Source organism: Chryseobacterium candidae, from assembly GCF_004916905.1.
Taxonomy (GTDB): Bacteria; Bacteroidota; Bacteroidia; order Flavobacteriales; family Weeksellaceae; genus Chryseobacterium; species Chryseobacterium candidae.
This window is the reverse complement of sequence record NZ_SDLV01000018.1, coordinates 54,081-73,575: the sequence shown is the minus strand read 5'-3', so window position 1 is coordinate 73,575 and position 19,495 is coordinate 54,081. Positions and strand designations below refer to the sequence as shown.

Sequence of the window (19,495 nt, the reverse complement as noted above, 5' to 3'; positions counted from 1 at the left end):
GAGTTTTGTGAAAAATTATTGATTATCTTCTGCAAACCATTCTCCATAAGAGTTTTCTGTCTCATGAAGTTTAAGATAGGCTAAAGAAATTCCTTCGGGAAGTCTTGATTTGATTTTAGCAGCAATGGCATACAACATGTTTTCACAGGTTGGCTGGAAGCTGCAATAGATTACTTTATGTCCTTTCTGCTCAAGGTCATCTCCCAGTTCTTTATGAGGAGACAGCGCATTGACAAGGACCGCATGATCCCATACGTCCACGATCTCAGATTTTACGATACTTTTGATATCTCCGAAATCTACCACCATTCCATTTTTAGGATTTTCAATATCATTAATCGGTCTCCCTTTCACTGTTACAAACAGCTTATAGGAGTGTCCATGCATATTTTTACACTTCCCATCGTAGTTGTAAAGCACGTGAGCCGTTTCGAATGTAAAAATTTTTGTAATACGTATCATATTACAAAGATATGACAAAACCGCTTAATAGAGAAAAGACTGTTTCTATTACAGCGATTTTAAATTTTTTTTTTTAGCAGGTTTTCAAAATTGATATCTATTACTTCTTGAAAATTAATTGGTCTACTTCAAAACCTAATTGATACAAATAATCCAATCCATCTTGAACTGCTATTGAATTAACACCTGACCACCCATTTTTTAATCCAAGCAAAATAAACTGTTTAATGTACTTTGGCTCATTAAGATTAACGGTATCTTCTGAGTTTGTTAATTTATTTCTCAACTTAATACCGGATTTTAAAGGCTGACCCATAATATAATGATCAAATGTTACAAACTCAACGATCAAAGGAGTCTGTTTATGCTCTCTTAGAAAAACTTTCAATGTTAGAGTATTAATTTCAGTTTCAGCGTTCAATTGATCCGTAACCGAATACAAATATTCATTATTATCGATGACTATCTTTCTTAATTTGTTTTTCATCACCTCTCTTTATCTGATCGTTTTTTCAAATCTGTTAATGACTTTATATTCTTTATTTTTAATGACAATCTCATATTCTCCTTTGTCCAGAATTAAATAACGATTGTCTTTAGATGTTTTGAGTTCAATGATATCGGCAGGAATTCCTTTCTGTTCATACTCCCCTTTTCTATAGGCAAAAATCAATACCGGATATTCTGAAACTTCACAAACCGGAATCTTATACCACTTTCTATTTTTCGTCAGCATCCAATCTGGTCTGCCTTTGATGTATTTTGTAATGGGATGAATGATTTTAATATCGGTATACAGTTCTTTATCTTCTCCGTTATAGATTGCCTGATTTTCATCTTTTAAAACAACAGGGATAGTATTATTTACCAATCTTAAAAGTGGTTCGTTATACTTCGGGTTACTTTTTTCTGAAAACTGAGTCTGATCAATGGTAAAAGGATTTATCCCAGTAAGGTCTGAAAGTCTTCCCGCCATTGTTTTTTCCCAGGATTTATGAACACCTTCATACGCATGCTGGTAACCGCAGTAGATGAAATATTTGCCATCTTTATTTTTCTGCATAAAATCGAAGATATTGTTTGCCTCCCCTATTTCTCTTTGTTTATTATTTCCTTCTGCTTCATATGGGAAAAGCTTGAACCCAATTTTCAAGGCATTGTAAATAAAGTTTCCGAATTCTGGTTCTTTGGAATAATATCCACTGTTAAGAGCAGCAAATTTCGTGGTGTTTACAGAGTCACTCGCTAATGTTTCAAGTCCCAAATATCTGTATCCGTTATCATATAACCCCTGAAGCAAGGAAGATGCGAAAGTTCGGTGACTGGCATTGTGATGGGCTTCATTAATGATGATAATCTGTTCACTAAAGGATCTTTTCAAGATATAATCTTTTGCGTTGACAGGGATTAGTTTTGTAAATCTTAAACTATCTGCAGTGCTCAGCTTTTTCACTCTTCCAAAAGTCATATCCCAACTTTTCAATGCAGGGTTATATTGTCCGCTTATCGAGTAAAATGTTGCACCCATCTGGCTTCTCCAGGATTGACTTTGGGTGGAGTCTGCCACCTTTTTTTAATATCATCTGTAAACCAGTAAGGGTTTTCCTGGCCATAACCTGCCATGCTTAAGAAGAGCAATGTCAGTGAATATAAGAGCTTCATATGTATTTAGTTTTTTAATTTGATGCAAATAGTCAAAAAAACTTCTCCAACCAGTCATTTTCCAAACGTTTGATCTTTTTAGTTTCAGGATCAAACAAAATCCAGAGTGTGCTTGAATTTACCACCAGTTCATCATTGCAATAGAATTCTACTTTCCTTGGCTGCTTAGCTCCTTCCGGAGCCATTGGATAGGTTCTTACCGTAATGATATCATGCAGATAAACCTGTTTTTTGTATTGAATATGATGATCCAGAAGCATCCAGGCATCATTCATATACTCTGTTTTATATTTCAAGAGATCCCAGTGTTCTGAAGCCACTTCTTCCACCCAGTGTACATACTGTACATTATTCACATGGCTATTGTGATCAATATGTTCTTCTGTTACTTTGATCTGTTTTTCGTACATTAAATTCATTCTGCTGAAAGTTTACTCAAATTTATCATTTTAAAACAAAATATTCTTCATCCCATTAATCACTTTTACGCATAAAAAAACGGAATCATGAATTCTGATTCCGTTGTAATATTCAGTATATTAAGTTTCTTATTTAGATTTTCCAGCAGGTTTTGCAGGCGTTGCTGCAGCTCCTAATTTACTTTTCACAAGAGCTGTGATATCTTCACTTCCATCGTTGTAAATAAGATTATTAGTTTCCTGAGATGCAATATCAAAAACATAATTGATACCTTTTTCTTTGGCAGCAGCAGAAATAGCAGCTTTTACTTTTTGCTGTAACGGAGTAAACAATTCATTTTGTTTTGCAGAAATATCTTTAGCAGCCTGTGCTCTTGATTCTTCAATTTTTTTACCCAGAGTCTGCAATTCTGTTTGTGCTGCCATCAGTTCTTTCGTTACCGCTTCTTTGTTAGCTTCACTAAGAGTCTTTTCTTTATCCTGGGCTGCCTTCAATTTAGCCTGATAATCACCGATTAATTTTTCAATTTCAGTCTGCTTGGTTTTTGTAAAATTGTCCACAGTTGCACTTATTGTTTTTACTTCGGATAAACTTGCAAAAATTTCATCAGTATTCACGCTACCAATCTTTTGTTGGGCTTTTGCAGCATTGGCTGTAAGTGTTAATCCTAATGTAATAAAAAGTACTTTAATTAAATTCATTTTTAATAATATTTTTTCAGTCTCAAATATAATTCAAATTTCAATTACTTATCATGTAGTATTTATTTCTTTATTATTTTGAGATATCTATAGTGTAAAAACAGGCTTAAACACCTTTAAACAAAAGAAAAACCTTCCCGAAGACGAGAAGGTTTAATATCAAAAAAATATGAAAAAATGACTAATGGAACTGTGCGGTTTCTGTAGAATCTTTCATCGCTACTGTAGCCGAGGAACCGTTTGTGACAATATTCTGTACTTCATCAAAATATCCTGTTCCTACAAAAGACTGATGCTTCACTGCTCTGAATCCTTTCTGCTGTAATGCAAACTCACGCTCCTGAAGTTCTGAATATCCTGCCATTCCTCTTTCTTTATAAGCTAAAGCCAATTCAAACATAGCCGTGTTCAAGGCATGGAATCCTGCAAGGGTAATAAATTGGAACTTGTATCCCATTTTAGCCAGCTCTTCACGGAAAGTAGACATTTCTTCCACACTCAGTCTTGCTGCCCAGTTGAATGAAGGTGAACAGTTATAAGCCAGCATTTTTCCCGGAAATTTGGCATGAATTCCTTCTGCAAATCTTCTCGCCTGTTCCAGGTCAGGATTTGAGGTTTCCATCCAGATCAGATCTGCGTATGGAGCATAAGACAAACCTCTGTCGATTCCCTGTTCTACTCCGTTTCTTACTACGTAAAACCCTTCAGAGGTTCTTTCTCCTGTTACGAACTTTTTATCCCTGTCATCAATATCAGAAGTCAGTAAATCTGCAGCATCCGCATCTGTTCTTGCAATAATAAGACTTGGAACACCTAATACATCGGCAGCCAGACGTGCTGCAATCAACTTATTGACTGCTTCCTGAGTAGGCACCAATACTTTTCCGCCTAAGTGACCGCATTTTTTGGCTGAAGAAAGCTGGTCTTCAAAATGTACGCCCGCTGCTCCCGCTTCAATCATCTGCTTCATCAGCTCAAAAGCATTCAGATTACCTCCAAAACCTGCTTCTGCGTCAGCAATAATAGGCACAAGATATTCTTTGTTTCCTGTTCCGCTTACGGATTGCACCTGATCTGCTCTTAGTAAGGCATTATTAATTTTCTTTACCACAGAAGGCACTGAGTTGGCCGGATATAATGACTGATCCGGATACATCTCCCCTGACAGGTTGGCATCCGCCGCAACCTGCCACCCTGAAAGATATATTGCTTCCAGCCCGGCATCTACTTCCTGTACCGCCTGATTACCTGTCAATGCGCCAAGTCCTGCCACATAATCCTGAGTATTTAATTTATTCCAGAATTTTTTGGACATTTCTGTAGCAATAGTATAATCTATGGTATAAGAACCGCGAAGTTTTAAAACTTCTTCTGCTGTATAAGGTCTTTTCACACCGTTCCAGCGTGGATTTGTAAGCCAATCCTGTTCAATAGCCTGGATTTGTTCTTGTCTTGTTTTCATAATATTGGGATTTTGTTTGATTAGGTTTGAAAATAATTTTGTTGCTGGATGCCAGTTCTATTGTTAGTGTTAATTGATAATTGGGTTTTCAACCAGCAACTATAAAACCAGCAACCAACATTTTATTAAATAAAAGGATATGCTTTAAGGGTTAGAAATTCTTCAAATTTTTCAGAAAAGATCAGTTCATTGAAAAGTTCTTTAGCGAGGTTAAATTTTCCGTTCCGGAAACGGGCTTCTCCTACATACTTTTCAATATGGTCCATTTCTTCTTTTTCCCACTGCAGTACCATGCTTCGGGTTAACGTCCTGTCATCACTCAGAACGGCTTCGTTTTTCAGCCACTGCCAGATTTGTGTTCTTGAAATCTCTGCAGTAGCGGCATCTTCCATCAGATTATAAATAGCAGCAGCACCGGTTCCCATCAGCCAGCTTTCAAGGTAAAGAATTCCAACATTGATATTTTTCCGGACTCCTTTTTCGGTAATATCTCCTTTGGGGATTTCCAGCAGCTGATTTTCCGTTATATGATATTCAAATTTTTTATCGATCTGATTTTTGGAAGGCATATACTTATCAAAAATTTCTTTTGCCACCGCTACCAATGCCGGATGTGCTACCCATGTACCATCATGACCGTTTTTCACTTCCCTTTCTTTGTCATTTTTTACTTTTTCAAAAGCTTTTTTATTGGCTTCATCATCGTCCTTTACAGGAATCTGGGCAGCCATTCCGCCGATAGCATGAACATTTCTTTTATGGCAGATTTCGATCACCCTTTTTGAGTATGCACTCATAAAAGGAGAAGTCATCGTCACCTGGTCTCTGTCCGGAACAATAAACTCGTGAAGGTTTCTGAATTTTTTAATGTAGGAGAAAATATAATCCCATCTTCCGCAATTCAGTCCTGCACTGTGTTCTTTTAATTCAAATAAAATCTCATCAATCTGAAATGATGCAGTAATGGTTTCTATTAAAACAGTAGCTTTAATAGTTCCTTCCGGAATTCCAAGGTAGTTTTGTGCAAAAACAAAAACCTCATTCCACCATCGGGCTTCTTTATAATGTTCCAGTTTGGGAAGGTAAAAGTAAGGACCGCTGCCGTTTTCCAGAAGCTGTTTTGCGTTTCTGAAGAAATACATTCCAAAATCAGTCAGTGATCCGGAAGCTTTCTCTCCATTGATTTCAATATGTTTTTCCGGAAGATGAAGACCACGTGGACGAACCTGTAGAACAGCCGTTTTCTCATTGAGGGTATAAGCTTTTCCTTTTTCATTGAGAAAATCAATTTTTCGGTTAATGGCATCAGAAAGGTTAATCTGTCCCTGGATACAGTTTTCCCACACCGGCGAGCTGCTGTCTTCAAAGTCAGCCATAAATGCAGATGCTCCGGAATTCAGGGCATTGATGATCATTTTACGGTCAACAGGGCCTGTAATTTCTACTCTTCTATCCAGCATATCGTCAGGAAGTGAAGCACATACCCAATTCCCATTCCTGATGTCTGCAGTTTCTTTTAAGAAGCCGGGCAGATTTCCCTGATCAAAATGTTGCTGAGTATTTTTTCTTTCTTCTAAAAGTTCAAGTCTTTTATCATTAAAGTTTTGATGAAGCGAAATCAGAAAATCTACCAAATCAGGAGTAAATATTTCCTCAAACTGCTTCTGTGACTTTATTTCTAACTGAGTCTTTGTTTCCATAACCTATTGATTTTGTGATTTGATGTTACAAACATAAATAAAAATTTTCACAAATAGCGAACGTTCGCTAAATTTATTTTAAAATTTATTATGCGAATAATCGCATCTATTTATTTATATTTGAGTAATGAATTCAGAAAGCGACTTTATCAAAACAGTTTTCGGGCTAAAACTGAAACAGCAGAGACAAAAGAAAAACTGGTCTCTGCAGGATCTTGCTGTAAAGACAGGATTATCAAAATCTTACCTCAACGAAATTGAAAACGGAAAAAAATATCCCAAGCATGATAAAATCATTCAGCTTTCTGAAGCGCTGAACTGTACTTTCGATGATCTGGTTTCTACCAAACTTGATAAAAGTCTTGCCCCTTTCAATGAAATCCTGCAGTCTGATTTCTTTAAAGAAGTTCCGCTGGAACTTTTTGGAATCAATAAGAACAACCTCATCAGCATCATCAGTGATGCTCCTAAAAAAGTAACTGCTTTTATCAATGCTCTGATCGAAATTTCTCAGAATTATAATCTGGGAAAAGAAAGATTTTATTTTGCGGTATTAAGATCATTTCAGGAATTGTATGACAATTATTTTCCGGAAATTGAAGAAAAGGTAGATTTGTTTACACATGAAAATCAGTTAAAAATCAAGAAAAGCTTAAAGTCTGATATTCTGGAGAAAATTCTTGCAGAAAAATTCAGCTACACCATTCAGTCTGAAGATTTTGAAAAATATGGAACTCTGGACAATCTGCGATCTCTTTTTATTCCGGAAAAAAAACTTTTGCTTCTGAATAAAAAACTGGAAAAGGATCAGAAAACATTCATCCTCGCTAAAGAAATCGGCTTCAATGTACTGGAATTAAAAAATCGTCCCAATACGTATTCATGGCTTGACTTCGGAAGTTTTGAAGAGATCCTGAACAACTTTTACGCCTCTTATTTTGCAGGAGCATTGCTCATTTCCAAAAAATCTGTCATTGAAAAAACTTCAGAATTTTTCCAGCAGAATACATGGGAATCTAAAAGTTTTGAGGGACTGATCGATAGTTTCACCCACTCTCCTGAAACGTTTTACTATCGGCTGACCAACATCCTCTCGGCTGAAATAGGAATTAAAGATCTTTTTTATTTATGCCTGGTAAAAAAGAAAAACTCGGATAAAATTCAGATTTTAAAAGAGCTTCATCTTAATCATCAACAGGCTCCTCATGCGAATGCAATGAACGAACATTACTGCAGAAGATGGATTGCGGTAAAAAATCTTGGTGATTTAAAAGAAAATGAAACCCTTACGGATGCTCAGATTTCTCACTATAAAGATCAGGGAATAAGCTATCTGGTAATTTCTACTTCACAGAAAAATCCTTTTTCAGATGGAAGTAACAGAAGTTATTGTCTGGGGATTTTACTGAATTCTCAAACGATTAAAAAAATAGGTTTTATCAAGTCTCCATCTTTAAAAACCATCAATGTAGGGGTTACCTGCGAATCATGCAGTATTGCCGATTGTGAAGTGCGACAGGCACCGCCCGTAAGACTGGAAAAGGAACATTTTAATCTGAGTATGAAAAGTTCTGTGGAGAAGATCAGGAAGACGTTTGAAGATATTTAAAAAGTGAATTGTGAATTGTCAATACGCTTAGCTTGTGAATTTCTATACGAGGTTCGGGATTCGAGATTAAGGTTTGTGAATAATAGATTTGCTGTTGAAATTCACGGGTAAGTTATTTTCTAAACGCGGAGTTCACAAAGTTTTCTATACTATTTAATAGCTTTTCGTTCTCTATGCCGTTCCACTCAGCAACGAAAAAATGCCTTTGCGAACCCAATATAAATTAGTTCACAAAATTCGCGAACAATAATAATTCACTATTGACTTTGCGAAGCAAAAATTGACAATTATTTTCATATCTTAGTAAAAACACACTATGATTTTAGATGTATTGTTTCCTAACCGCTGCATTCACTGCAACAGAATCATCGATCCTGAATTTTTGGTTTGTGATCTTTGTTTCAGCCAGATTCATTTTACCCATTACAATTATTTTGAAAATAATCCGGTTAAGGAAAAATGCAGTTTATTCTTTCCGGTTGAAAACGCTTATTCTTTAATACAATTTGAAGAGAAAGGCTTAAGCAGACAGATTATTCATGAGCTGAAATATAAAAGCAGAGAAAAAACTGGAAAGATTCTTGCAGACTGGACGACTGAGCGGCTGAAATTTGATGACCACAAACCTGATTTACTGGTTAGCGTACCTCTTCATCCGAGGAAACTCAAAGAGCGTGGATATAACCAACTTCATTTATTCACAGAAACGTTGTCTTCATTTTACAACATCGCTTTTGATCATCAATTAATTAAACGAAATCACTATTCAAAAGCTCAGGCTTTAAAAGATAAGAAACACAGACTGGAGTCTGCCAATATTTTCTCCATTACTCAATCTATTACCGGAAAGCATATTCTACTGATTGATGATGTTTTCACTACAGGAAATACGGTTTCATCAGTGGCATGGGAAATTTTAAGTGCCGGAGATAATAAAGTGAGTGTTTTGGTGATGGCTGAGGATGCTTGATACGGGAACGGAGTGCGAGTTGTGAGTTGCAGGATGCTAGTTTCGGATTTTTCTGTGCAGAGCAATAATCAAGAATATTTTCAAACCCTACAACACTCAAACACTCTTACAATTCCTCCTCCATCTATTTTCACGATTCAATTCATTTTCCTAATTTTCCGGAAACTATACAACTATGCCCAATCTGATTTTACTACACGGAGCTTTAGGTCACAGTGACATTTTTAAGCCTTATCTGAACGTTCTGTCATCATATTTTAGAGTTCATACTCCTATTTTTTCAGGACATGGAGATCAGGAACTTCCTGCAGGCGGTCTCAGTATTAAAAAGTATGTCCAGGAATTATCTGAGTATTGTAAAGTGAATCATCTGACTGACCTATCTATTTTCGGACACAGCATGGGTGGCTATGTTGCACTTTGCTACGCCATGCAAAATCCTGACAATGTAAATTCTGTTATAACGTTGGGAACAAAGTTCGACTGGACTGAAGAACAGGCTTTGAAAGAAAGTAAAATGCTTAATCCGGATGTTATTCTTGAAAAAATTCCTCAGTATGCCCAGCTTTTAGAATCACAACACGGAACAAAATGGAAACAGCTTCTTCCTGCTATTGCTGATTTAATGATTGATCTAGGTAAAAATCCTCCTCTGGAAAATAATTTTGCTACGATTACTACTCCGGTTCAAATCATGGTGGGAGATAAAGATAATATGGTCACTATTGAAGAGAGTATGAGAGTTTACAGAAGCCTTCCAAACGCAAAATTTGCCGTACTTCCGGACACAAAGCATCCTATGGATAAAGTACGGCCTGATTTATTATTGAACTTAATAAAAGATTTCCGGAATCTTTCTTAATTTATCGCTGAAGTTTTTCTCCGTAGCTCAAATCTCCGGCATCTCCCAAACCAGGAGTGATATACCCTTTTGATGTTAAATGTTCATCAATGGCTCCTACCCAGATATGAGCTTCAGGATAAGCATTCTGGACTGTTTCCACACCTTGCTTTGATGCAATAGCGGCAACAATATGAAGCTGGGTTGGATTTCCGTTGGTCAGCAAATCTTTGATAGCTTCAATAAGGGAAGCTCCTGTTGCCAACATGGGATCTGCCACGATCAAAGGTCTGCCTTCAATGCTTGGGCAGGTAAGATAATCCTGTTTGATGGAGAAATAATCGTTGGCATCATGTTTTCTGTAAGCTGCTACAAAACCACAGTCTGCTCTGTCCAGATAGTTCAGAATTCCTTCGAACAACGGAACTCCGGCTCTTAAAATAGTTGTAATAACCGGTTGTACAGCTATTTCCCGGCTTTTTATCGTATCTAAAGGAGTTTGAATTTCAACTTCTCTGTACTCCAGTCCTTTACTGATTTCAAAAGCGGCAATCTCCCCGATTCTTTCCATATTCCTTCTGAATCTCATTCGGTCGTGCTGGATAGTAACGTTTCTAAGTTCATTTATCCATTCGTTGACCAGAGAGAAGTGTTGCGATAAAATAGTAAGCATGAAAATTTTATTTTTAATTTCAATTGCTGCAAAATTACAACTAAAAAACGAATTGAAAGATCGGGCTGAAAGATAAAGTCTGATCTGATAATATAAAAACCTCCGGCAAGCTTCGCTTGCCGGAGGTTTTTGATGAACATCTGTTCTTGTTATTTTTGTCTGAAATAGACTTCGATCGGAACTCCGGTAAATCCGAATTCTTTTCTCAGCTGATTTTCAGTAAATCTTTTATAAGGTTCTTTCACATACTGTGGAAGGTTACAGAAAAATACAAACTGTGGTGAAGGCGTAGGAAGCTGAACACAATATTTGATTTTGATATACTTTCCTTTCAATGCCGGTGGTGGTGTATTTTCGAAGATCGGAAGCATTACTTCATTCAGTTTTGAAGTTTTAATTTTCTTCTTACGGTCTTCATAAACTTCCATGGCAACTTCTACAGCTTTCAGGATTCTTTGTTTCGTTAAAGCTGAAACGAATAGGATTGGAATATCCTGGAACTGACCGATCTTATCTTTGATTGATTTTTCAAAATCACGCATCGTATTGGTCTGCTTGTCCTCGATCAAATCCCACTTATTCACAAGGATTACAATTCCTTTTCTGTTTTTCTGAGCCAGTCCGAAGATGTTCATATCCTGAGATTCCCATCCCTGTGTAGCATCTACCATGATGATCACAACATCTGAATATTCAATAGAACGGATTGATCTCATTACAGAGTAGAATTCAAGATCTTCGCTTACCTTCGACTTTCTTCTCATCCCTGCGGTATCTACCAATACAAACTCGTGTCCGAATTTATTATATAAAGTCTGGATACTGTCTCTTGTGGTTCCTGCGATATCGGTTACGATATTTCTTTCAACATCCAATAAGGCATTGGTCATTGTAGACTTTCCTACATTTGGACGACCTGCAATCGTAATTTTAGGAAGTCCTTCAAATGGATCTTTATATTCTGTAGTCGGGAAATCTTTAACGATATCATCTAATAAATCTCCTGTTCCGGAACCTGTAGCAGAAGAAAGTGTGTAATATTTATCAATTCCTAACTGATAGAATTCTGTTGCAGGAAGCTCTTCTTTTGCAGAATCTACTTTATTGATAACGATGTAAATAGGTTTATTGGATCTTCTAAGAAGTCTGTAAATCTCGTGGTCTGTGTCAGTAAGCCCTTCTTCAACGTTCATCATAAAGATAATAGAAGTTGCTTCATCCACCGCTAATTGTACCTGCTTACGGATTTCTTCTTCGAAGATATCATCTGTACCTACATCATAACCTCCGGTATCAATTACCGTAAAGTCTACTCCGTTCCAGTCTGATTTTCCGTAGTGACGGTCTCTGGTAACACCAGCTGTAGAATCTACAATAGCTTCTCTTCTTTCTAATAAACGGTTAAAAAGCGTGGATTTTCCTACGTTGGGACGTCCAACGATTGCGACAATATTTGACATAAAAAATGTTTAATAATCCTTTTGCTTTGCTCAGGATATGTTATTAATGGGTTACTCCAACTTTTGGAGCCCAATTTTTTTTTGCAAAGATAAGGTTTTATTATTTAAATGAACCTTGAAGGAGAGAAGCTGGAAGAAGGAGGCTGGAAGTCACTATCTAATGGGAATTCATTACTGGCTTCCCCTTAAAGCTAAACAAACAATATCTGAAAATCTGTTACTATTCTTACAAAAATTGTTTTTAAAAAAAATATTAAAAAATAATTCTTTGGATATCAATACATAAAGCTGCAATCTCAATAATTATGTTAATTAATCTTTAATTTAGATTTTCATATTTAAAATAATTTCTATAATTTCGCGGCATAGAAACAGACCCATGGTGTAGCGGTAACACTACTGATTTTGGTTCAGTCATCTGGGGTTCGAATCCCTGTGGGTCTACAAACAATAAAATAACCATCTAATTCTTAGATGGTTATTTTATTTTCAGACAATGAATTTCTTTTTATATACACTGATAGAAATTTTCACCTTTCCTCTTCATATGATGCTCAGTCCAGACAATTCGATTTCGCTGTTTTGTTTCATTTTTTAAGATTAAACTAAGCCTTTTTAAATATTCATAATTTCCTGGTTCATTCATTATAAGATAAGCAGGTCTGTTAGGATTAACTTCCGTTATGGTAAATACCTGATTATCAATAAAATTCACTCCTTTACAAAAATGATTTCTTCCATCTGGTAATTGTATTACGACTTAATTTAAAATGCACTGCAGTCTGTATATTATTCAATTTATTTTCCTTCTGATAGTGAAGAATCTCCAAAACAGTTCTTTTATCATATGATCTCAATTTTTGATTAGCGATTTCATTATCTGTTTCAAATAAAAGTCTATTGAGCTTAATCACATCAAGAATACTCATATATTCTTTATTTAAAATATTACCGCATACCTCAATTTTACCCGGATATTTAGCAAGCACCATATCTGTATATATTTTTTTATAATTGGGTCCTTTTATCATAATTTCTTATTTAAATTTCCTAAAACTTAATTCGTCCAAATCGCTTTACCATTTTTACATTTTCTACAATCTCATTATTGAAACAGATGATGATATAGGTTTTCATACCTATCCAATTTGAATTCAAATAATAAGTCCATATATCAGCAGGATAATGATTAAATTCACTTCCAAATTCTGACAATACTTCTTTTTTACTCAGTCCTATTAACTTTTGCAACTCATTCAATTTCATATTATGATATTTTTAGACTATTAAGTTGATGAGACAAGGAATTCTCATTCGAAAATAAGCCCGGGTAATAGTTCCGGGCTTATGATCTTTGAATATATAATATATAGATTATAATATGAGATTATTTAACAAACCATTGCAAGTATCTACCTTCTCCACTATTAAAAGAATGTGGCCTTAGGCTTGTGTAAGAACACGTTTGCGTAGCAAAGCTGTTATCATCTGTAGTACATTTTCCAAATAGGTGATTCCCTTCAACTTCACCAAAGAATCCGAATAAATTATTAAATGATGATGCATTTATTGAAGTACCGTCAGGTGCAGTTATCGTACCCGCAATACGTCCTCCTGCATCCCAGTGAGAAGTATAACCAGAATTAATATACGGGCAAACTCTCCCTGCTGTCGCAACATTATTGTAAGTAGCATTATTGGTACGGGCATCATAAACATATCCGAAGATTTTACCTGTAGTTGGAACAATTGGATGCTCGCAAGTTGATGCAACATTCGCGATATAATCATACCCTGTTGTTGGTTTTGCATTGAAAAAATTACCATTTCCCCAGCTATCATTCATATTAGTTGGATTATTGGTGATTTGAACCCTATAGTCGCCCAGAGTTGCACTTTTAGAGTTTTGCATTGCTGTAAGAGGTATTCTGTAGTTAGTATAATTCATAACCCCTGCAGCAGTTGTAACAACATTCTGTGGTGAGTTCGCAGAAAGTGCTACAGCACCTGAGTTCGCGCCAATATACATACTATTAGCCGTTCCGTAAAGACCACCACCTGTATAAGCGGTTTTTTCAGAGTATGACCACAGCAAAGTATACCCTCCATGAGTCATATCACAATAGGTTTTAATAGGTGTAACATCTGCAGAACCAGTCTTGATCCAGTATTCCCCATCCGTTCTTTTACCAAGATTGTAAATATCTAAACATCTGTCTGCCGGATCTGCAAAAGTACCTTTGGTAGTATCAAATGTTACAGAAAATGTACAGGTTTGTGAATTGGCACCATTCGTTGTAAAAGTATAAGTAAATACACCTGCACTTGTTGGAGTTCCTGAACCGTGAAGCGTTATTGAAGTACTTCCTGTTGTGATTGTTTCTGTATCGGTAAAATTGACACCGTTATTAGATGAACTAATAATGGTTACCTGTCCTCCTGTATCTACGTTAGATAAAGGTATTGTCACCGTATTGGTATTATAATCCAAAACAGTTTGTGCATTATAGGTTCCGTTTACAACTGCGCTACCACATGTGATACCATAACTGATTTGTGAGCCGCTTACCGCTACAGTTACAGATGTACATGAAGTGTCAATAGTTCCATCATATTCAAAAGATATGGTATCCGTCTGAGGTCCTGCACTAGGAGCTCCTGAGCCAGACAAGGAAATAGTAAAAGTTCCGGCATTCGGAAATACACCTGTCTTTTCAAAATAATAGCCATTGGTTGTTTTTGCAATTATATGGTAGGTTCCGGCTGTTGCAACTGTAACCGGCATCGTGATGTAATTATTTACATTAAGGGAAGTCCCTTGAGTATAAGTTCCAAAAACCTTTATTTTGCTGCAGTCTACGGTATAAACAGCAGGTTTATATGTTCCGCAAAGACTTAACCAGGTGGCATTAGTGGCTTGATAGTAATTATAACACTTTTCATCAGTATTATAAATAGTTAACCCATCTTCAGTAGCTGCCAACCCGGTAATAGCATTTCTTTGAGCAGTTGTAAGACGGGTTAGCAAAGTTCCTGTATTTTTATCTTTAGAAACAATGTCAAGCGCAGATTTGCTATTGGGACTAGTTGTATTGATTCCAACTTGAGCATATGCTTGAAAAGGAACGATCATCATTATGAAAATGAGTAATATATATTTTTTCATTTTTTGTTTTTTTGTTTTATTTAAATTACTTCGTTACGGTTCGAAGACCAAATTCTTAAGATACTATTCCCAGTATAAGGAGGTGGCCTTGATAATGACATCTTTTCTTTGTCAAATGAATTTTGCATTTTAATTATAGTATATTGTATTATTAAGATTGGTTATAAAAAGACAAATTCAGAAATATAAAATAGTGGCATTTACATTTGTATGGATTTATACTTTCCATTACCTGTTTCCGGAATAATACAGCATCAGGACCCAGATAATAAATTAAATAAATCACACTGAAATAATTAAAATTATAATTATTTATTAATTATTTAAACTTAATTTTAAATTAACCTTAATAAAACAACAATAAACAAATAATTTAATTAAAATAATTTTCAAAATATTTTTTAATGTTTATATCTTTGCATTATAATTTTTCAAAACAAATATTTTCGAAAGACATATACAGGTGCAAATGTAGGATGAAAAACAAATCAAATAAAGGCAATACAAATCAAAAACCTTAAAATAACTTAAATTACACAAAACCCTATTATTCAACATACTACAAAAAGCATTTACTAGTAAATAACTTTCAAAATAACAAAATGACTGCAAAAAAAAATATAATTGATAGCATTGAGAGGTTGAAAAAAGAATTATTAGATAAATATATATTGTTAATGATTACTCTATTTATTATCTATGTTTCCATTTTCTATTTTTATTTATACAATAAAATAGTTATCATATATTTACTAAGCGGAATATGCTTTCTATCCTATGGTTATATTATTGTAAGAAGAAGATATTCAATAAACTCAATTGTACATACTTATTTAATACTAGCTCCTTTATATAATATTTATATTATACTTTTTTTTTGGAAAAGTTCTGTTGCCAGCTTATGTTGGCTTATCCCCATCCCTTTAGGATCAAATATCTTCTTTCAGAAAAAACAAACAATAATTTATACCGGATATTTACTATTTTTAGTCATTATCATTTATATCATTGCTGAAAATTTTTCTTTTAATTTTCAGCAATATTCGCAATCACAAATAATTGTTACCGATGTCTTACTTTTTATGTCCAATATTTTGATAGTATGCCTATTAGTATATTATAAGGATTTAATAAGAAAACAGGAAATAAAATTAGAACTGGAAGAAAGCAGACTGAATAGCTCATCTTACAAAGCAAAAGTTAGAGAGAGACAGGTGATCAATAATGATATAGATCTTGATGCTTTGGAAAATATTTTCAGCAGGATTGATGAGAGCATGGAAAAAAACTTATTCTTCAAGGACAGCAAATTTAATCTGTCCTCATTAAGCGCTGCTTTACATACTAACCATCATTATATTTCAAAAGCAATCCGAAATAAAGGATATTCTAATTTTAACAGCTATATCAATAATTACAGAGTAAATTATATTAAAAAATTATTAGACGAAGTTGACTTACAAAAGACAACATTGATGTATATTTATACTGAATCAGGTTTTTCTAACCAATCCACATTTAATCGTGTCTTTAAACAAATTGAAGGCATTACTCCTTCCGATTATATTCAAAAGAAAATGAATGAAATCAAAAAATAATTACCATTAGATATAAACACACCATAAATCATTAATTTACAAACCAATAAAATTTAAATGATTTTACCGAAATTGATTTACGTGCATATTTTCTGATTGATCCGGGATCCTATCTTTGCAGGTAGAAATAATTTAACTTCTGGTGGTGAATCTGTAAGCTGCCTGCATTTTCAAATTTTATTATTATATGTTTCCGGAAAGAACTATATTAAAACATCAGTTCTCTCCGGTTTTCATGAAATAAAACTTAAGATATGGATTCAAGGGAAATAATTAATACATACGCAACTTCTATTTTGGAATATTTCTTTATAGCAAGTTTTTTTTATATCATTTGTTATAAAATACTCGGTCGTGTACTGAAAGAGTCCAAGATTCAAAAGAAAAATTTAAATAGCAGTGACATTCGAAGAGAAATCATAAATTCACTGCTGTCTACATTTGTTATGACTGTAACAATTGTTACAGTTATAAATACTGATTTGGTAGAATACACCCAATGGTATACAGATATCAATCAATATTCATGGTGGTGGATTCCGGGGGCTTTTATTATGGGCTTAATAATTCATGATACTTATTTTTATTGGCTGCATAGATTGCTTCATATAAAACATATTTTTAAATACGCACATCTGACACACCATAAATCCACAAATCCAACCCCGTACGCATCCTATTCGTTCCATTTTTTAGAAGCAATTGGAGAAGCATTTATTGTACCCATCATCATAGTTCTGCTCCCATTTCATCCTATAAGTTTATTATTATTCCTTGTCTCTTCTTTATTTATCAACGCCTATGGACATTTAGGGTATGAAATTGCTCCAAAGTGGTTAAGAGGGTCTTTTTTATTTACTATAATAACTACCTCAACCTACCATAATCTGCATCATTCTAAATTTAAAGGAAATTATGGATTATATTTTAGGTTTTGGGATAAAATGTTAGGTACAGAATATCCAAACTATGAAAATGTGTACGATGAAATTCAAAATAGGAGATTTCCGGATTAACGCCGTTTCAGATCCTTCAAAAAAACTTAATTAATTCATTTTTTAGATTTTTTTAAAAATCTTTTTTTTCACCCTACTTTTCTCCGATGCTATAAGTTAAAAAACAGTAATAGTATCGGAGTTTTTTAACATTCCACAAGACTATTTAAAATACTGCTATACTAAGACTTCAATAATCTTTTATTAAAAAAAATATTAAAAACAATAGATCCTTTAATCAAACGTATGAAAATAGATAATAAAAAAAATATAAATAGAATGAGTATTGTCTTACTTTTATTTTCAGTGATTTGCGTAGCCGGCAATATAGTATTCCTTTTTACTCCATTATATCATAAGGCTATCACTTTTGTCTCAATTAGCATACTTGTATTTATAAATTTCTTTATAATCAAAAAAGTGAAATATAGTGAATTAGAAAACTCAGGAGAAATAATTACTATAAAAACCAAACACTTCATTGGCTTCTATAAATTCTATCCACCCATTGAAATCCCGATAGTTTACATACAACAAATTGATATTTTAAGGTATAACATAAAATCTACAATTTCTATTTGCTTTACTCCTTATCATGGCAACAAAACCAAGGTCTTAAAATATTCATTGATTGGGATAAATAAAAATGAACTGAGAAAATTCAGTTCATCACTCAAAGAATTAAATAAAATTACCAATTTTAATATTTCTATTTAATCTTTGATAGTGTTATTTCGTAAAAGAGCCATCATCCGAAAATAAAAACTACAATCTGCCAATTCTATTTTTTGAATATTCATTTATTATAGTTGCAACAAAATTTATAATAAAAACATCTTGTAAAAAATACTTCTTCATTTTGTAATAGTTATTTTCAAGAATAAGTTACATCTATAAATACCAAACAATCAATTATATGAAATCAACTATCGTAACTTACTATAATACAATACATAAGTAATATTAAAGCATTTTACAGATTTTAGTTTAAAATATGTTTTATTGATTTATTCAGACTCATACTTTTGCATCATCCAATAACACCTGTTGAAATATATTTAAATACTTTATTTTACAATTCAGGGGCAGATACTAATAAATAATATTCAGTGTAAAAATGATGAAACTATTAAATATAACTTTTAGAGAATTATTAGATAAACGATTCTAAAAACACAATTCTATCCTGGTAAAGATTCTCATTTTATAAATGTTCAATTTTATCTTTACTGATTCTTCGATGCAGGATCCTTCCCTCAAAAATTAATCAATGCCTGCATCGGAGATGTAAAAAAGTATAATTCATTACATTTCACAACATCAATTAATCTTTAATTAATCATGAAATATAAAAATATTAATATCGGTGAATTAATAAAAAAAAGAGTTCAATATTTAGGTATACATTCAGACCGGATATGTTCTTTCATGAAAATAAGTGAAAAAGAAATTGAAAATATGTATCATGATAAAAATATAGATACTGATATACTTTTAAAATGGAGTAAGTTACTTGAATATGATTTTTTCAGAATATATAGCCAGCACTTAATTCTATATGCTCCTCAAACCTCTGTAAAAAAGCATTCCTTAAAAGAAGGACTTCCTAAATTCCGTAAAAACATATACACCAAAGAATTAATAGATTTCATTTTAGACCTAATAAAAAGTGGAAAAAAAACAAGAAGTGAAATTATAAATGAATATCAAATACCTAAAACAACTTTATATAAATGGATTACGAAAGACGTTACGTTTAACAATGATCAAAATTAA

At 33.8% G+C, this 19,495-nt stretch carries 19 protein-coding genes and 1 tRNA gene; 8 read left to right on the top strand and 12 right to left on the bottom strand.

Annotated elements, in window-relative coordinates; all coding sequences use genetic code 11:
- Window positions 1–15 precede the first annotated feature (15 nt).
- The 8 genes from EK417_RS09835 to aceB form a co-directional block, all read right to left on the bottom strand.
- Complete coding sequence (locus EK417_RS09835) at window positions 16–462, bottom strand: 6-pyruvoyl trahydropterin synthase family protein (RefSeq protein ID WP_076596381.1); 447 nt, start codon at window positions 460–462, stop codon at window positions 16–18.
- A gap of 100 nt (window positions 463–562) precedes the next feature.
- The gene (locus EK417_RS09830) at window positions 563–949 is read right to left on the bottom strand and encodes a hypothetical protein (protein ID WP_110367069.1); all 387 of its coding nucleotides are present in this window, start codon (window positions 947–949) and stop codon (window positions 563–565) included.
- A 9-nt stretch (window positions 950–958) separates the two neighbouring features.
- Complete coding sequence (locus tag EK417_RS09825) at window positions 959–1,990, bottom strand: hypothetical protein (RefSeq protein ID WP_168801973.1); 1,032 nt, start codon at window positions 1,988–1,990, stop codon at window positions 959–961.
- Complete coding sequence (locus EK417_RS21075; protein ID WP_168801972.1) at window positions 1,966–2,124, bottom strand: hypothetical protein; 159 nt, start codon at window positions 2,122–2,124, stop codon at window positions 1,966–1,968. The genes EK417_RS09825 and EK417_RS21075 overlap by 25 nt, the downstream gene beginning before the upstream one ends.
- Window positions 2,125–2,156: 32 nt before the next feature.
- The gene (locus EK417_RS09820; RefSeq protein WP_136522074.1) at window positions 2,157–2,543 is read right to left on the bottom strand and encodes an acyl-CoA thioesterase; all 387 of its coding nucleotides are present in this window, start codon (window positions 2,541–2,543) and stop codon (window positions 2,157–2,159) included.
- 129 nt (window positions 2,544–2,672) lie between these two features.
- The gene (locus EK417_RS09815; protein ID WP_076596385.1) at window positions 2,673–3,245 is read right to left on the bottom strand and encodes an OmpH/Skp family outer membrane protein; all 573 of its coding nucleotides are present in this window, start codon (window positions 3,243–3,245) and stop codon (window positions 2,673–2,675) included.
- A gap of 181 nt (window positions 3,246–3,426) precedes the next feature.
- Window positions 3,427–4,707, bottom strand: a complete 1,281-nt coding sequence (gene aceA / locus EK417_RS09810; RefSeq protein ID WP_076596386.1) for an isocitrate lyase — start codon at window positions 4,705–4,707, stop codon at window positions 3,427–3,429.
- A gap of 125 nt (window positions 4,708–4,832) precedes the next feature.
- Window positions 4,833–6,407: a malate synthase A gene (aceB, locus tag EK417_RS09805; RefSeq protein WP_136522073.1), complete on the bottom strand. Its 1,575-nt coding sequence runs from the start codon at window positions 6,405–6,407 to the stop codon at window positions 4,833–4,835.
- 127 nt (window positions 6,408–6,534) lie between these two features.
- Between aceB and EK417_RS09800 the strand changes: the two genes are divergently transcribed.
- From EK417_RS09800 to EK417_RS09790, 3 genes are all read left to right on the top strand, one after another.
- Entirely contained in the window at window positions 6,535–8,016 is a 1,482-nt protein-coding gene (locus tag EK417_RS09800; RefSeq protein ID WP_136522072.1) for a helix-turn-helix domain-containing protein, read from the top strand.
- A 316-nt stretch (window positions 8,017–8,332) separates the two neighbouring features.
- Window positions 8,333–8,986 (top strand): ComF family protein, encoded by a 654-nt coding sequence (locus EK417_RS09795; RefSeq protein WP_076596389.1) that lies wholly within the window; start codon window positions 8,333–8,335, stop codon window positions 8,984–8,986.
- Window positions 8,987–9,161: 175 nt separating this feature from the next.
- Window positions 9,162–9,848 carry an alpha/beta fold hydrolase gene (locus tag EK417_RS09790; RefSeq protein ID WP_076596390.1) on the top strand — a complete coding sequence of 229 codons (687 nt, stop codon included), beginning with the start codon at window positions 9,162–9,164 and terminating at the stop codon, window positions 9,846–9,848.
- A gap of 1 nt (window position 9,849) precedes the next feature.
- Here EK417_RS09790 and upp read toward each other — a convergent pair whose 3' ends face one another.
- Window positions 9,850–10,500 (bottom strand): uracil phosphoribosyltransferase, encoded by a 651-nt coding sequence (gene upp, locus EK417_RS09785; protein WP_062676151.1) that lies wholly within the window; start codon window positions 10,498–10,500, stop codon window positions 9,850–9,852.
- A gap of 149 nt (window positions 10,501–10,649) precedes the next feature.
- Window positions 10,650–11,960: a ribosome biogenesis GTPase Der gene (der, locus tag EK417_RS09780; protein WP_076596391.1), complete on the bottom strand. Its 1,311-nt coding sequence runs from the start codon at window positions 11,958–11,960 to the stop codon at window positions 10,650–10,652.
- 373 nt (window positions 11,961–12,333) lie between these two features.
- Between der and EK417_RS09775 the strand changes: the two genes are divergently transcribed.
- A tRNA-Gln gene (locus EK417_RS09775) sits at window positions 12,334–12,404 on the top strand.
- A gap of 275 nt (window positions 12,405–12,679) precedes the next feature.
- Here the strand turns inward: EK417_RS09775 and EK417_RS09770 are convergent.
- Together EK417_RS09770 and EK417_RS09765 are read right to left on the bottom strand one after the other, a co-directional pair.
- Window positions 12,680–12,991, bottom strand: coding sequence for a helix-turn-helix domain-containing protein (locus tag EK417_RS09770; RefSeq protein WP_110367062.1), 312 nt, complete (start codon window positions 12,989–12,991; stop codon window positions 12,680–12,682).
- A 356-nt stretch (window positions 12,992–13,347) separates the two neighbouring features.
- Entirely contained in the window at window positions 13,348–15,126 is a 1,779-nt protein-coding gene (locus EK417_RS09765; RefSeq protein WP_136522071.1) for a phage tail-like protein, read from the bottom strand.
- A gap of 602 nt (window positions 15,127–15,728) precedes the next feature.
- Between EK417_RS09765 and EK417_RS09760 the strand changes: the two genes are divergently transcribed.
- From EK417_RS09760 to EK417_RS09745, 4 genes are all read left to right on the top strand, one after another.
- On the top strand, window positions 15,729–16,724 hold the full coding sequence (locus EK417_RS09760; protein WP_076595901.1) for a helix-turn-helix domain-containing protein: 996 nt from the start codon (window positions 15,729–15,731) through the stop codon (window positions 16,722–16,724).
- Window positions 16,725–16,978: 254 nt separating this feature from the next.
- On the top strand, window positions 16,979–17,740 hold the full coding sequence (locus EK417_RS09755; RefSeq protein WP_136522070.1) for a sterol desaturase family protein: 762 nt from the start codon (window positions 16,979–16,981) through the stop codon (window positions 17,738–17,740).
- Between the two features lie 225 nt (window positions 17,741–17,965).
- Window positions 17,966–18,436, top strand: coding sequence for a hypothetical protein (locus tag EK417_RS09750; RefSeq protein ID WP_136522069.1), 471 nt, complete (start codon window positions 17,966–17,968; stop codon window positions 18,434–18,436).
- Between the two features lie 624 nt (window positions 18,437–19,060).
- The gene (locus tag EK417_RS09745) at window positions 19,061–19,495 is read left to right on the top strand and encodes a transposase (protein ID WP_076595898.1); all 435 of its coding nucleotides are present in this window, start codon (window positions 19,061–19,063) and stop codon (window positions 19,493–19,495) included.

Bases quoted from the DNA above. Each gene is read 5' to 3' on its own strand.
- EK417_RS09835 (WP_076596381.1), bottom strand. From the start codon at position 462: ATGATACGTATTACAAAAATTTTTACATTCGAAACGGCTCACGTGCTT.
- EK417_RS09830 (WP_110367069.1), bottom strand. From the start codon at position 949: ATGAAAAACAAATTAAGAAAGATAGTCATCGATAATAATGAATATTTG.
- EK417_RS09825 (WP_168801973.1), bottom strand. From the start codon at position 1,990: ATGGGTGCAACATTTTACTCGATAAGCGGACAATATAACCCTGCATTG.
- EK417_RS21075 (WP_168801972.1), bottom strand. From the start codon at position 2,124: ATGAAGCTCTTATATTCACTGACATTGCTCTTCTTAAGCATGGCAGGT.
- EK417_RS09820 (WP_136522074.1), bottom strand. From the start codon at position 2,543: ATGAATTTAATGTACGAAAAACAGATCAAAGTAACAGAAGAACATATT.
- EK417_RS09815 (WP_076596385.1), bottom strand. From the start codon at position 3,245: ATGAATTTAATTAAAGTACTTTTTATTACATTAGGATTAACACTTACA.
- aceA (WP_076596386.1), bottom strand. From the start codon at position 4,707: ATGAAAACAAGACAAGAACAAATCCAGGCTATTGAACAGGATTGGCTT.
- aceB (WP_136522073.1), bottom strand. From the start codon at position 6,407: ATGGAAACAAAGACTCAGTTAGAAATAAAGTCACAGAAGCAGTTTGAG.
- EK417_RS09800 (WP_136522072.1), top strand. From the start codon at position 6,535: ATGAATTCAGAAAGCGACTTTATCAAAACAGTTTTCGGGCTAAAACTG.
- EK417_RS09795 (WP_076596389.1), top strand. From the start codon at position 8,333: ATGATTTTAGATGTATTGTTTCCTAACCGCTGCATTCACTGCAACAGA.
- EK417_RS09790 (WP_076596390.1), top strand. From the start codon at position 9,162: ATGCCCAATCTGATTTTACTACACGGAGCTTTAGGTCACAGTGACATT.
- upp (WP_062676151.1), bottom strand. From the start codon at position 10,500: ATGCTTACTATTTTATCGCAACACTTCTCTCTGGTCAACGAATGGATA.
- der (WP_076596391.1), bottom strand. From the start codon at position 11,960: ATGTCAAATATTGTCGCAATCGTTGGACGTCCCAACGTAGGAAAATCC.
- EK417_RS09770 (WP_110367062.1), bottom strand. From the start codon at position 12,991: ATGATAAAAGGACCCAATTATAAAAAAATATATACAGATATGGTGCTT.
- EK417_RS09765 (WP_136522071.1), bottom strand. From the start codon at position 15,126: ATGAAAAAATATATATTACTCATTTTCATAATGATGATCGTTCCTTTT.
- EK417_RS09760 (WP_076595901.1), top strand. From the start codon at position 15,729: ATGACTGCAAAAAAAAATATAATTGATAGCATTGAGAGGTTGAAAAAA.
- EK417_RS09755 (WP_136522070.1), top strand. From the start codon at position 16,979: ATGGATTCAAGGGAAATAATTAATACATACGCAACTTCTATTTTGGAA.
- EK417_RS09750 (WP_136522069.1), top strand. From the start codon at position 17,966: ATGAAAATAGATAATAAAAAAAATATAAATAGAATGAGTATTGTCTTA.
- EK417_RS09745 (WP_076595898.1), top strand. From the start codon at position 19,061: ATGAAATATAAAAATATTAATATCGGTGAATTAATAAAAAAAAGAGTT.